The organism is Vibrio algivorus (assembly GCF_030161215.1).
GTDB classification, from domain to species: domain Bacteria; phylum Pseudomonadota; class Gammaproteobacteria; order Enterobacterales; family Vibrionaceae; genus Vibrio; species Vibrio algivorus.
The window spans coordinates 1-14,307 of record NZ_BSPV01000007.1 but is presented as its reverse complement, the minus strand read 5'-3'; the positions used below and the strand labels follow the sequence as shown (position 1 = coordinate 14,307).

Sequence of the window (14,307 nt, the reverse complement as noted above, 5' to 3'; positions counted from 1 at the left end):
AAAACTTTTTTCGCAAACCTTTTTGATAAGGTTTTGACCTCTAACTCGTTGCTGCCGTTAGGCTGTGTGCTCCGTGTCAGTGAGGGCGCATTATAGAGACCTGGTTCACATTGGCAAGGGCTTTTTTCACTTTTCTTTGATTTTTTTCTATTTCGTAGAAAAAAGCATCGAAAGCCGTATTTTTTGTTTATTTTGTCTGCTATTTAGTAACCTTTTTGACAAATAGAGCGACTTTTTCCCAGTCGGTATACTCAACTTCTTTGCTGGTATCCGTCTCTCCACCTGTCATAGACATAATAAAACGAATCATAACTCGGTCGAACCATGAGTATCGAGGGTAATACAGTCCACCAGCGAACACACCAATATGTTTAGGTTGCCAAGGTGAGCGCTTTAAAAACTTTTGAATATAGACACTCCCCTCTGGCGTATCTTTGCCTGGTTTGCGAGCGGTTAGATTAACACTATAGAAAGACGCACCTGCAGATATTAAATCTACTTTATGTTGATCAATAAATTGGTACAGCTTCTTATTAAAGTGACCATAACGAATCGATGCACCAATAATGATATTACAATATGAGCTCAAATCTAAATCTTCAACTTGGTGTAGATCCGCCAATTCACAGCTATCGTTACCAATTTGTTCTGCCATAAACTGTGCAATTTTATAGGTTTGCCCTTCTTGGGTTGAATATAAAATAATAGTACTTTTCACGAAAACCTAACTTTTCCAAAATGTTGGTGTAAATAAGATAAGAAGTGTGAACACCTCTAGTCGACCAAATAACATTGAAATAATAAGTACCCACTTGGCAGCATCATTAACATTAGCAAAATGCACTGAAACCTCACCAAGCCCTGGTCCCAAATTATTAAGCGTTGCAGCCACAGCAGAAAAGGCACTTAATTCATCCATACCTGAAGCGATAAGACCCAACATACACAATACAAACACTAATGCATACGCAGAGAAAAATCCCCACACAGCATCGACCACTCGTTGTGGCAACGCCTTACCACCTACTTTAATAGGAAAAACCGCTTTAGGATGCACAAGACGTTTTAGTTCACGTCCTCCTTGTAACGTGAGTAACAACACTCGAATCACTTTTAGGCCCCCACCAGTAGAACCTGCGCAACCACCAATAAAAGAAGAAAACAACAATAAAACAGGTAGAAACAGAGGCCACTGTGAAAAGCCTGTCGTAGTAAAGCCCGCAGTCGTAGAAATCGATACCGTCTGGAACAACACCTGATCAAAAGTTTCAAATGTTGTTAAGTCATTACTGTGTAGAAGTAAAATGACAAAACATAATAAAAACAACAAAACTTGAATAGTAATAAAGGCACGAAATTCAGGATCTCGCCAGTAATACTTAGGGTGCACTCCTCCCGAAGCAAAAGCAGCAAAGTGCAGTGAAAAGTTACACGCTGAAATAAGTAGAAAGACTACTGTGATCATATTAATCACAGGACTATTAAAGTATCCCATACTGGCATCATGGGTAGAAAACCCACCAATGGCAATCGTCGAAAAGCTATGACAAATCGCATCAAACAGGCTCATACCCGCTAACCAGAATGCTCCAGCACAAACAATAGTAAGACTTAAGTAAATATACCAAAGCACTTTCGCTGTTTCGGCAATTCGTGGTGTCATTTTATTATCTTTTACCGGCCCTGGAATTTCCGCTCGATATAATTGCATACCACCAATGCCAAGTATTGGCAAAATGGCTACCGCGAGCACGATGATCCCCATACCACCAAACCACTGTAAAAACTGTCGATAGAATAATATCGCTTTAGGTAAAGTATCCAAGCCAACAATTGTTGTTGCCCCAGTAGTAGTTAATGCAGAAAAAGATTCAAAAAAGGAATCGGTCACTGAAATGTTAGGATTATCAGACAACCAAAGTGGTAACGCTCCTGCACTACCGATAACCACCCAGAATAAAACTACAATGAGAAAGCCATCTCGAGCTTTTAATTCTGATTTTTTATAGCGATTGGGAAACCAACACAATCCACCACAAAATAACAATACAAAAAAGGTAGTAACAAAAGGCACACCGGCACCATCGCGATAAAATAAAGCCACCAGCGCAGGTGCCAACATTGTGAGGCTAAATAATGCCAGTAGTAAGCCGACGATTCGAATAATTGAACGAAATTGCATATAGAGTAGAGAAGCTAAGCTTCCAAAGTCCTTTTTAAATGAGGATCACATGTGTTTTGGTTTAATCTCAACCTTAGCGCCAGTTTTATTGATTAGAGTCTGTGTAAACACGTCCGCTTCTCTTATATCGATCTCAACTAGTAAGTCAATGTGTTGTTCAAACTTTGCATCAAGTTGACTCACTTGATATTGAGACATAATAGATTGCACCAAAGGCATTAAAGCGTAGTCTAACCCTAGCAGCAATTGAGTGGTGATCTTTTTTTCAATAGTTTGAACTTGCTTGAGAGCTTGCTGCACACCACCGCCATAGGCTTTCACTAATCCGCCAGTACCTAGTTTAATTCCACCAGAATAGCGGGTAACAACTGCCGTCATCTCACCAATTCCAGATCCAGACAATTGGGCTAATATCGGCTTTCCTGCCGTTCCGGAAGGTTCACCATCATCGCTAAATCCCCACAATAACGAATCTTCTGGCCTACCCGCAACAAAGCCCCAGCAGTTATGCCTAGCAGAAGCATGCTGAACTTTCATCTCATCAACAAAGGCTTTCGCACTTTCAATAGTCGGAGTGTGAGCAATGTGAGTAATGAACAGGCTCTTTTTGATTTCCTCTTCAACGACTACCCTATCAGTAGGGATTAAATATGGTTGCTCATTCATAACACACGACCTCAAAAATAAAGTTCCCAGTTTAACACGCCATTTAACTTTTAATGGGCCACAAAATGACCTTGCGCACAAATTTCAAACAATTGTTTGAATTGTTATTGAAGTTAACAATTACACGATCAAGACTGTAACAACCTGGTCAAACCAGAGAAAAACGATAATAAGTTGCTCTACAACAATACCGTTTGTTCGTCATGGAGATAGACAATGATTTACCAACATACGTCCCTACACGTAAAAGAATTACAAGATGGTATCGCTCAGCTTACTTTCAGTGCTGAAGGGTCCGTCAATACTCTTAATTCAAAAACACTCGCTGCCTTAGACGAAGCGATTGACGCAATCAAAGCGCAACCTGGAATCACTGGATTAATTCTAAGCTCAGATAAAAGCGCCTTCATTGTTGGTGCAGATATAAAAGAATTCCTCGGCTTATTCGCTAAACCGGCAGAAGAACTCGATCACTGGGTGAAATACGCTAATGATATTTTCTGTAAATTAGAAGATCTACCTTTCCCTACCTTATCCGTCATTCGTGGCTTTGCGCTTGGTGGGGGTTGCGAACTGATTCTTTCTTCTGACTTACGCATTGGTGATAACACTGCAGTGATTGGTTTACCAGAAACCAAACTTGGCATCATCCCTGGTTTCGGTGGTACGGTTCGTCTACCTCGCATTATTGGAGCTGATAATGCTATGGAAATGATCGCCACAGCTAAACAGCAAAAAGCCAATGAAGCAATCAAACTTGGTTTACTCGATGCGATCGTAGATAGCGAGCAACTAGAAGCCTCTGCTATCACAACATTAAAGCAAGCTATCGAGGGAAAAGTTGATTGGCAAGCGCGCCGCCAACAAAAAACCTCCGCGCTATCTTTAAGTAAAATAGAAGCTTTGATGAGCTTTACCATGGCCAAAGGCATGATTTCAGCCAAAGCAGGCCCACACTACCCTGCGCCAATTGCTTCAGTAAAAGCAATAGAAGAAGCATCAACCTCAAGCCGAGATGAGGCTTTAGATATTGAACGCAAATACTTCGTCAAAATGGCGAAAACGGAAGTGGCTCAGTCCCTGATTGGGTTATTCCTTAACGATCAGTACATCAAAGGCATCGCTAAAAAAGCAGGCAAAAACTCACAGAAGACTGAACGTGCTGCGGTACTCGGTGCTGGTATCATGGGTGGCGGCATTGCTTATCAATCCGCATCGAAAGGAGTGCCTGTCTTAATGAAAGATATCGCACAAGCCTCTCTTGATCTAGGTATGACCGAAGCTTCCAAATTACTCAACAAACAACTGGAACGCGGAAAAATAGATGGCTTCAAACTATCAAAAATTCTCGGTTCGATTACGCCAAGCCTACACTACGCAGGTATTGAACAAGCTGATGTTGTAGTAGAAGCGGTGGTTGAAAATCCAAAAGTAAAAGCGGCGGTATTAGCGGAAGTGGAGCAGCACGCGAAAGAGGACGCCATCATTGCCTCTAATACCTCGACCATTCCGATTAATCAGCTTGCGAAAGCAGTAAAACGCCCAGAAAACTTCTGTGGTATGCACTTCTTTAATCCAGTACATCGCATGCCTTTAGTTGAAATTATTCGTGGTGAGCACACATCCGAAGATACCATCAATAAAGTCGTCGCCTACGCTGCGCAAATGGGTAAATCACCAATAGTGGTTAATGACTGCCCAGGTTTCTTCGTTAACCGTGTTCTGTTTCCATACTTCGGTGGTTTCAGCTTACTAATGCGTGACGGCGCGGATTTCACACAAATTGATAAAGTCATGGAACGTAAATTCGGTTGGCCGATGGGCCCTGCTTATTTGCTTGATGTTGTTGGTATCGATACGGCACACCACGCACAAGCGGTAATGGCAGAAGGTTTCCCTGAGCGAATGGGTAAAGAAGGACGTGATGCGATTGATGCGCTATTTGAAGCCGATAAATATGGCCAGAAGAATGGCAGCGGCTTTTATACTTATAGCATCGACCGTAAAGGCAAACCGAAGAAAACCTTTGAGCAAGATGTCTTAGCGCTATTTGAAGGCATCACAGCCAATAAGCAAGATTTCTCTGATGAAGAGATCATCAACCGCACCATGATTCCGATGATCAATGAAGTCGTACTATGCCTTGAAGAAGGTATTATTGCCTCACCACAAGAAGCGGATATGGCCCTTATTTATGGTTTAGGCTTCCCTCCATTCCGTGGTGGTGTATTCCGCTACCTAGATAGTGTTGGACTACAAAATTATATCCAAGCAGCGTCTCAATATTCTGACTTAAGCCCAATGTATCGCGTACCGCAATTACTATTGGATATGGCAGAAAAAGGCGGCACTTTTTACGCAAGTCAAACGGCTGCTGTTTAACGACTTTGGATAAGGAAAATCAAAATGAATAATGTAGTTATTGTCGATTGTATTCGTACTCCGATGGGTCGCTCAAAAGCCGGTGCATTCCGCCATGTACGTGCTGAAGATTTATCGGCTCATCTAATGAAAGGGATTTTAAAACGTAACCCTCAGGTAGACCCAACTCAGATTGAAGATGTCTATTGGGGCTGTGTGCAACAAACTTTAGAGCAAGGCTTTAACATTGCACGTAATGCTGCCCTACTTGCTGGAGTACCTAAAAATGTCGGCGCAGTAACAGTCAACCGCCTATGTGGTTCTTCAATGCAAGCATTACACGATGCTTCTCGTGCCATCATGGTCGGTGATGCACAGATTTGTTTAATTGGTGGTGTAGAACACATGGGCCATGTACCAATGAACCATGGTGTTGATTTCCACCCTGGATTAGCAAAGAATGTAGCCAAAGCTGCCGGTATGATGGGCTTAACCGCTGAAATGCTGGGTAAAGTTCATGGTATCAGCCGTGAAGCTCAAGATGAATTTGGCGCTCGCTCTCATCGCCTTGCACACGCGGCAACGCTAGAGGGGCGCTTCAAAAATGAAATCCTACCAACCGAAGGCCATACCGAAGATGGCTCGTTAAAGTTATACGACTACGATGAAGTGATTCGTCCAGAAACTACAGTCGAAACTCTATCTCAATTGCGCCCGGTTTTTGATCCAGCTAATGGTACGGTCACCGCGGGGACGTCTTCGGCTCTATCTGATGGCGCTTCAGCCATGCTAGTGATGAGTGAAAACAAAGCGAAAGAGTTAGGCTTACCGATTCGTGCACGAATTCGTTCAATGGCAGTAGCCGGTTGCGATCCATCAACTATGGGTTATGGCCCCGTTCCTGCTACGCAAAAAGCATTAAAGCGTGCTGGTTTATCAATTGAAGATATGGGCATGATCGAGCTCAATGAAGCGTTTGCCGCACAAGCACTACCATGTGCTAAAGATCTTGGCTTATTGAATGTGATGGAAGAAAAAGTGAACTTAAATGGTGGTGCGATTGCATTAGGTCACCCACTAGGCTGCTCTGGATCTCGAATCTCAACCACACTCATTAACTTGATGGAAGCCAAAGATGTTCAATTTGGTCTTGCGACTATGTGTATTGGCTTAGGCCAAGGTATTGCGACAGTCTTCGAGCGCATCGATAACTAAATCAATTTAATCTCAGAAAAAAACAACAAGGGCCACTCAAGTGAAGTGGCCCTTATTCTTACATACATTTTAGATCGAAAACGCTATTTCACATACATTTCGCTACTAGAGCAACTGGTCGTTGTACTACGATATGGCACCACATAACTGTCACCACTATCAGGATGAATAATCTGATAATACTGCGGTAGATTGAAATTACATTTCGATTCAGATTCAAATCCTTGGGTATTATTGGTATAAAAACGGTTCACCGTTCTCACCATATCATCACGATTACCATCAAACTGTCGGTACACTTCTACACGGTTGCTTTCATCTAATACATAGATATTAAAACCGTCATCATCTCCTTCAAAGAAGAATTGAATTAGCCCTTCACTAGCGTAGGCATCAACCACATCAGGTGGTGGCAGCTCCTGACTTTTACCGACTTTAAGTAATGGTGAACCTTGCAACTTATTGGTCGAAATACTGCTATAGAAATCAATAGAATTCTCTAATTTCATCACTGACACACCGCGACGTTCAAAGAACAAGCCGTACATTTGATCAGCTACTTTTAATACTTTAAAACGGCGCCGTTTTTCATTTTCGACCGGCTTTAAACGCAACTCGATACATTCCGCTAGCAGTTGATACACCATATTGCGCATAATGCCACGCAGATTTTCGCTATAACAGAAAACATCAACCGATTCCGGCGGCAGTGCGTCTTGGTGCATTTTGCCTAGTATGGTTTTTAACGCATCAATAATCGCGGTTTCACCAGAGAAATGCAAAGTACGGACTTCATGCCAAGAGTTACGATAAACCAAATCAACACTAGAAACCAAGCATTGCTGCTCTGCTGAAAAGCTGAAAACATCGACATGATTTTTTAATTCATGCTTGATCTGATTAGGCTTTAAGTTAGCAGTAGGATCGCTTTCTAAATTGATAAAAATCGATAACTGACTCACCTCACAAGGACTCGCTAAAGCTTGCATAGTAGGCTGGCGCTTACGCAATGAAAAAGTATTACGCAAATCACTGACCATTTGATAGAGTTTATCGATATCAATATTAGCGTGGCGAACGACCGCTTCAAGGTGAGTACCTTCGGTTATTAAGCCATTGAAGAATGCCCAAGCCACCAATTTACTTAAATATTGGTTATGCTCCAGCGGTGCTCTCCCTAAAATTTGATAAGGATCGAGTGATTGCTTATACAAATACCAACCTGCTTTATTCACTCTATTTTCAGGAACTTGAATAAAGGTTAAATTTGGCTCATGCAGATCAGGGGAGATTTGAGTATTGAGCAGTGTCACTTTACCTGGCAGAGTTTCAAAAGCCGCGTAAAGCTTTCTAGCTAAAATACTAATATCTTGCGGACTGATCGCAGATGTGATGTCATGGCGACGAGCAAATTGAATCAAGTTCCGATAACTCAACATTAATGCATCAAGCAATTCATGATGCACCTTCTTCACTTGCTCAACTTTCCAATGGCGACGGTTATCAAGCTCTTCGATTAACTCATCGCTCCAAGCCCACTTCGCCACGAGATCTTGCAAGGCTGAATGGCGCCAAGCGACAAAATTCGCACCCGGTTCACGTGATAGTTTTTCATGAGTTTTAAGATAAAAACAACGTCTTACCAATTCTAGACGACGCTTATCACCAATTCTTTCTAAGTATTGAGTCACTTTTTCCAGCATTAGATAATAGCTATCCATACCGTATTCTTTCTGCTCATGAGCAAAAAAACGGCGCTTAGTATCAACACTCAGTAATTGAGGATGTGGGTACTCCCATGAATATGACTCAAGTAAGATCGCTTTTAGAACCGATTTGTATGGTGAATCGATACTTTTATACAATTGCCATAAGTTAGATCCAAAGTACTCTTCTGCCGGAATATGATGCAGTTGACCAAAATCTATCCACTGCGAGCAATCAATATGGCCACTACTACAAATCTTTTGTACGTATTCGTCATAGCACTCTTCCATCTCTGGAGGCACGATTTGCCATAACAAACGCTGCCCAGCAATGCATACCGCTGAACGATAAAATTCGTCAAGTAACAATAAATGCTGAGAAGAACCACAGTTATCACCGGTCATTTCTTCTGACTGGTTACTGCGAAAACGAGTTTCATCCATCAAGAAGAAGTTCGCTTCCACACCTAAACTTTGTGCCCATTCCGTCACTAATAAGCATTTATTGATTAAGTGAGTTCGCTCATCCGTCCCCATTGTCGGTGAAATACACACCCATATATCTAAATCACTTGAAGAGCTTTGTCCGACAGAGGAAGTACTGCCCATAGTATAAAGAGCAAGAATATCGGCAGAATCCGAGGAAGGCTGAACTAAAGTAGATAAATCGAGATTTTCATCAAAATCAAATTCTTGCAAAGCTTGAAGTTGAGGATGGCTAAGAGAAAAATCATAGACACCACAAGGGGTAATCTCTGAACTAAAGCCAGGAAGACTTGGATGGTTAAAATGTAGTAAAACAGGTATAAGATGAAAAACTTGCTGACTTTGCTTATCCATAATAGACAGTGCCCGCTCAACCCTTTGCTGGTTCAGCTTATCTAATCTATCTATCAATATAGTAGTATATGCTTGCAAGATTACATCCTAATGACACAGAAATAAAACGATGGCACCTAAATCAATAAAGGGCTAAAAACGTGATCAGTTTAACACTTTTTTGGCGCTGGGTAAACATTATACAATCTGATGACATATACCACTTTAGTCCTGTATCAACCAATTCAAATTATTATCTCATTTCCTAAAAATAACAGCTATGAAAGTAAGTTTTTTATACAATGAATGGTAGGATTAGAGATAAATATTAAGAAATAAAAGGTCACTTTATGTCAACCACACCCATTCGTATCGCTACTCGTAAAAGTCCTTTAGCTCTTTGGCAAGCTTACTTCGTGAAAGATGCCTTACAACAAGCGCATCCAGGACTAGAAGTCGAGCTTGTCACTATGGTAACTAAAGGCGATATTATATTAGATACTCCGCTAGCGAAAGTGGGTGGTAAAGGGCTTTTTGTTAAAGAGCTAGAAGTAGCAATGCTAGAAGGTCGCGCCGATCTTGCGGTTCACTCAATGAAAGATGTGCCGGTTGATTTCCCTGAAGGCTTAGGCTTGGTTACTATTTGTGAACGTGGCGATCCACGTGATGCCTTTGTTTCTAATCACTATCAAAATGTTGATGACCTACCGCAAGGCTCAGTAGTAGGCACTTGTAGTTTACGTCGCCAGTGCCAACTCAAAGAACGTCGCCCAGATCTTATTATTAAAGATCTACGCGGTAATGTGGGTACACGTTTAGGTAAACTAGATGCCGGTGAATTCGATGCTATCGTTCTAGCGGCAGCCGGTTTAAAACGCCTAAACCTTGAAGAACGTATTCGCAGTTTTATTGAACCTGAAGAATCATTACCTGCGGTAGGCCAAGGCGCAGTTGGCATTGAATGTCGACTCAATGATGATCGCTTAATCAAGCTACTGGCTCCTCTTAACGATAGTGATACTACCGATCGTGTATTATGTGAACGAGCAATGAACCTAACACTACAAGGCGGATGCCAAGTTCCTATCGGCAGCTACTCATTATTAGATGGAGAGCAAATTTGGCTTCGAGGTTTGGTCGGCGAGCCTGATGGCAGCTTAATCGTGCGTGGCGAGATCAAAGGTCTCAGACAAAATGCAGAAAAATTAGGCATTCAACTGGCAAACCAACTGTTAAATGATGGAGCCAAAGAGATCCTAGAAAAACTCTACTCTGAACACGATTAATGAGCACGGTTTTAGTCACTCGCCCAGGGCTGGATGGTGAAACGCTATGTTTAAGTTTGCAACAGCGGCAAATTAACAGCCTTCACCATCCTCTGATCAAACTAACACAAGGTCGAGACTGCACATCATTAATCAATGATCTTTCTCGGTCTGACATCGTGATTGCCGTTAGCCAATACGCAGTACTTTGGGCGCAACACACCCTCCAACTCGCTCAACAAAACTTTCCCACCATACCGCTCTATTTTGCTATCGGTAATAAAACTGCAGAATATCTACAACGGTATACTCAGTCACCTGTCATTTCTCCCCAAATAAGTGACAGCGAACACTTACTGGACTTACCAGCTTTGAAGTTCGTAAAAAACAAGCGTATTTTGATACTACGAGGCAATGGCGGTAGAGAATTAATACAACAAAAATTACAGCAGCGTGGTGCAGAGGTTTATTACAATGAAATATATCGTAGGGAGTCACTGCCAATAGACGATGTGAATCAATGGAATCAATGGAAAATGCAAGCTGTTTCTCACTTAATCATCACCAGTGGTGAGCAACTTGCATTTTTTATGTCACAAGTACCAAAGCAATATTTACCTTGGGTAACCCAATTAAAGCTTTACGTTCCTAGCTTACGAATTCAACAACAGGCAAAAGAACTCGGTTTTTCACATATAATCAATACAGGGAGCGCCGCTAACCCTGTTTTATTGGATTGCCTTAGTAAGACATTTACCACAGGACAGAAACATGACAGATAATCATAATAATACCAATGACACTAGGGCTGAGGTAAGTGCTTCGACTCAAGCTAAGACAAACAAAAATAAAAGCCAAAAGCGCGCAACCGCTGCTATTATTCTTGCAGTATTGCTGACTGGCTCAGTGATCGCTTTCGAAGCCTATCAATACACCCAAAGTCAACAAATTATCGATCAACTAAAAGCCCAAGTTAATCAATTAAATACTCAACTGAATCAACAAGTAGAAACCAACCAAGAAACCATTAAAAAACAAGTGACAACCTTACAACACAAACTTGAAACTCAAGCCGAACAGCAAAGTAAAAGCATCAAAAGCTTACAACTAGCGATCACAGATATAAAAGGCCGTAGACCTAACGATTGGCTACTCGCAGAAGCAGACTATTTAGTCAAAATGGCTGGACGTAAATTATTCTTAGAGCATGATGTTGAGTCTGCAACTCAATTAATGATTTCAGCCGACCAAAGAATTTCTGCACTCAATGATCCTAGCCTAGTTAGTTTACGAGAAGCAATGACTGATGATATTACCCAATTAAAATCGTTACCGATTATTGATAAAGAAGGGCTAATCCTCAAACTAATTAGCCTACAAAAAGAAGTTGATCAACTACCTTTAGCGAATGCTTTGCTACCTAAAGAAGAAAAACAGCAGCAAGAAGTGGTATCGGAGGATATTAATGACTGGCAAACCAATTTAGTGACATCATTAAAAGACTTTGCCGGTCATTTTATTACCTTTAGAACTCGAGAAGGTAACACCACACCACTCCTATCTCCCACTCAACACTTTTACTTAAAAGAAAATGTAAAAGCGAAATTAGAAACCGCGATTAAAGGGGTGTACGTTGAAAATAATGATATTTACCAAACATCACTCAATGTTACTCAAGAATGGTCGAGTAAATTCTTTAATCAACAGTCCATCAAAGTAAAAGAGTTTAATAAAGAAATCAGTAACCTACAAGAAAAAGATATTACTGTCGATTACCCAATCAAACTGAAAGCTCAACAACCTCTAACCGATCTGATCTCTGAACGTTTACGTCGCTCAGTTTCAACGGTTGGACAAGGAGATAAATAATGTTTCGTATTGTTTTTCTCTTCATCGTTTTAGGTTTAGGGCTTTTCGCGGGAACCTTGTTCTCCGATCAGCAAGGTTACGTTTTAATTTCGTTTGCCAATACCACCACCGAAATGAGCGTGACGACACTCGTCATCTTTGTGATTGCCGCACTCGCCGCGCTATTTTTGCTAGAGTTCATCATCAAACGAAGCTTACGAGCAACCAGCGCCACCTGGAACTGGTTTAGCATTCGTAAGCTAAAACGAGCCCGTCGCTATACCAATGAAGGTATCATTAAGTTACTAGAAGGTGACTGGAAAGCGGCCGAAAAGAAAGTAACTCGCTGGGCGAACCATCATGATATGCCATTACTTTGCTACCTGATCGCATCAGAAGCAGCGCAAGGAATGGGAGATGACTCAAAAAGAGAAAAGTATTTAGTTTTAGCCGAGCAACAAAAAGGCCACTCCCTCGCAGTTGAAATAACCAAGATTCGTCAAATGGTTCGTAATCAGCAATATGCTGATGCACATAGTCAGCTTGAACACTTAAAAGGCCGGTATCCCAATAATACCATAGTGATTAGTCTACTCAAAAAAACCTACGTTGGATTAAAACTATGGGGAGCATTAGATGAATTACTACCACGCTTAAAGAAAAATAAATTAATCTCGGATGAAGAATATCATCAGCTTTTCTATCAAGCTCAACTCGGAAAAATGAAAGAAATCGGCTCTCAAAAAGGAGTTGAAGGGCTATTATCTTATTGGGCTCATCTTCCTAAAAAGCTCAAGCAAGACGACAATGTGGTTCAACTAATGGTTGAACAACTTATCTTACATAATGGTGATTCAGAAGCTTATATCATTTTACGTGATTCAATAAAGCAGACACCATCAAATAAGCTACTGCCTTTAATCATGCAAGTTAATTTACCAGATATTCACCCAGCAGTAGTGATGCTTGAAGGGCTTGCTAAAAAACAGCCTAATAACCCAGAGATAAACAGCACATTAGGTCAATTATATTTACGAGAACAAAGGTGGATGGAAGCACAACATGCGTTTGAAGCCGCACTTCAACAACGAGTCAGCATATCCGACTACTCTTATCTAGCAGAGGCACTAGAACAACAAAACATGAAACAAGCTGCAGGAGAGGTATCTCGTAAAGCTCTGTCCTTAATAGATAAAACTTAAAGAACCTAAGTCTAAGCACACTAAAGCCAACACTTTTAATTCGATGTTGGCTTTTTTATTCACTGAATATCCCTCCCAAAGAAACCATTCAACTATTCCAAATCAACGTTTTAATACCAAGATCAATAACTATACTCAAGTGACTTCAAGATGCAGAATTCAGAGCTATAATCCAAACCTTTAGGCAAGAAAGATTGGCGAAGGAATGTAAGCACCTTTCAAACCAATCTGACGCGGCATAAAGGTTTGGATGAAGCTCCCGAAGGGCAAGTTAAAACAAGCTTTATGCCGCGTTAAATTGAGTAGAGATAGAATAACTATGATCATATTCAATTTGCCTTGCCTAAAGCTTGTTTTATTCTTGCTGAAACTCGCATCTTGAAGTTACTTGGGTATAAATGAACGGAAGCAAAGACCATCCTTACAAGCTAAGGTAATCATTTACTTATTACACTTAGTATAAGTCGGCAGCTACAAGAATATAGATCAGCCATCATTTTATGGAAGGTTAAGGACATTCTCATAATAAAGGGAGAGAGGATAAGAGTTTCTAGTCTCTACTAAACAAGTTGCAGCTAACTCATTAGTGAGAACTATCCAACAATATAACGGTCCGAAAAAGTCTTCCCTGAAGAATAAGGTGGTTGAGTGAAGCTTTAGTTCCATTTACTAGAATACATCTAGGTACAATCTTATGATTATTTTCGTTTCATCGGTCAATTATATAACCACAAATAGCAAAAAGCCCGCTAGATAACTAGCGGGCTTTTTTAATAGTGGCGGAGGGATAGGGATTTGAACCCTAGAAGAGCTATTAACCCTTGCCGGTTTTCAAGACCGGTGCTTTCGACCACTCAGCCATCCCTCCACAAATTGTCATTAAAGGCAAACCAATAATGTTCGACTTTTCAGTCTTAATTCAAAGCCTGGCGATGTCCTACTCTCACATGGGGAAACCCCACACTACCATCGGCGCTACTTCGTTTCACTTCTGAGTTCGGCATGGAATCAGGTGGGTCCAAAGCGCTATGGTCGCCAAGCAA

11 protein-coding genes, 1 tRNA gene and 1 rRNA gene are annotated in these 14,307 nt (G+C 41.2%); 6 read left to right on the top strand and 7 right to left on the bottom strand.

Annotated features, from left to right (window positions below):
• Positions 1-199 precede the first annotated feature (199 nt).
• From hemG to QQJ93_RS11430, 3 genes are read right to left on the bottom strand one after another with little or no spacing between them, the layout of a single operon-like run.
• The gene (hemG, locus tag QQJ93_RS11440; RefSeq protein ID WP_089125181.1) at positions 200-718 is read right to left on the bottom strand and encodes a menaquinone-dependent protoporphyrinogen IX dehydrogenase; all 519 of its coding nucleotides are present in this window, start codon (positions 716-718) and stop codon (positions 200-202) included.
• A 6-nt stretch (positions 719-724) separates the two neighbouring features.
• Positions 725-2,182, bottom strand: coding sequence for a TrkH family potassium uptake protein (locus QQJ93_RS11435; RefSeq protein WP_089125182.1), 1,458 nt, complete (start codon positions 2,180-2,182; stop codon positions 725-727).
• Between the two features lie 45 nt (positions 2,183-2,227).
• Entirely contained in the window at positions 2,228-2,848 is a 621-nt protein-coding gene (locus QQJ93_RS11430) for a YigZ family protein (protein WP_089125183.1), read from the bottom strand.
• A 216-nt stretch (positions 2,849-3,064) separates the two neighbouring features.
• On the opposite strand from QQJ93_RS11430, the gene fadB reads away from it, so the two are divergent.
• Positions 3,065-5,230 carry a fatty acid oxidation complex subunit alpha FadB gene (fadB, locus tag QQJ93_RS11425; protein ID WP_089125184.1) on the top strand — a complete coding sequence of 722 codons (2,166 nt, stop codon included), beginning with the start codon at positions 3,065-3,067 and terminating at the stop codon, positions 5,228-5,230.
• 24 nt (positions 5,231-5,254) lie between these two features.
• Complete coding sequence (gene fadA, locus QQJ93_RS11420; RefSeq protein ID WP_089125185.1) at positions 5,255-6,424, top strand: acetyl-CoA C-acyltransferase FadA; 1,170 nt, start codon at positions 5,255-5,257, stop codon at positions 6,422-6,424.
• Between the two features lie 83 nt (positions 6,425-6,507).
• Here fadA and QQJ93_RS11415 read toward each other — a convergent pair whose 3' ends face one another.
• Positions 6,508-9,048 carry a class I adenylate cyclase gene (locus tag QQJ93_RS11415; RefSeq protein ID WP_089125186.1) on the bottom strand — a complete coding sequence of 847 codons (2,541 nt, stop codon included), beginning with the start codon at positions 9,046-9,048 and terminating at the stop codon, positions 6,508-6,510.
• Between the two features lie 251 nt (positions 9,049-9,299).
• Here QQJ93_RS11415 and hemC point away from each other — a divergent pair, with 251 nt between their 5' ends.
• The 4 genes from hemC to QQJ93_RS11395 are packed head-to-tail and all read left to right on the top strand — an operon-like array spanning position 9,300 to position 13,264.
• On the top strand, positions 9,300-10,235 hold the full coding sequence (gene hemC / locus QQJ93_RS11410) for a hydroxymethylbilane synthase (RefSeq protein ID WP_089125187.1): 936 nt from the start codon (positions 9,300-9,302) through the stop codon (positions 10,233-10,235).
• The gene (locus QQJ93_RS11405) at positions 10,235-10,996 is read left to right on the top strand and encodes a uroporphyrinogen-III synthase (protein ID WP_089125188.1); all 762 of its coding nucleotides are present in this window, start codon (positions 10,235-10,237) and stop codon (positions 10,994-10,996) included. The genes hemC and QQJ93_RS11405 overlap by 1 nt, the downstream gene beginning before the upstream one ends.
• Complete coding sequence (locus QQJ93_RS11400; RefSeq protein ID WP_089125189.1) at positions 10,986-12,083, top strand: uroporphyrinogen-III C-methyltransferase; 1,098 nt, start codon at positions 10,986-10,988, stop codon at positions 12,081-12,083. Before QQJ93_RS11405 ends, QQJ93_RS11400 begins: the two co-directional genes overlap by 11 nt.
• Complete coding sequence (locus tag QQJ93_RS11395; RefSeq protein ID WP_089125190.1) at positions 12,083-13,264, top strand: heme biosynthesis protein HemY; 1,182 nt, start codon at positions 12,083-12,085, stop codon at positions 13,262-13,264. Before QQJ93_RS11400 ends, QQJ93_RS11395 begins: the two co-directional genes overlap by 1 nt.
• A gap of 180 nt (positions 13,265-13,444) precedes the next feature.
• Here QQJ93_RS11395 and QQJ93_RS11390 read toward each other — a convergent pair whose 3' ends face one another.
• The 3 genes from QQJ93_RS11390 to rrf form a co-directional block, all read right to left on the bottom strand.
• Entirely contained in the window at positions 13,445-13,591 is a 147-nt protein-coding gene (locus QQJ93_RS11390; RefSeq protein WP_284186090.1) for a hypothetical protein, read from the bottom strand.
• A gap of 450 nt (positions 13,592-14,041) precedes the next feature.
• Positions 14,042-14,132: transfer RNA gene (locus QQJ93_RS11385), tRNA-Ser, on the bottom strand.
• Positions 14,133-14,188: 56 nt separating this feature from the next.
• Positions 14,189-14,304 (bottom strand): 5S ribosomal RNA (gene rrf, locus QQJ93_RS11380).
• Positions 14,305-14,307: the final 3 nt, after the last annotated feature.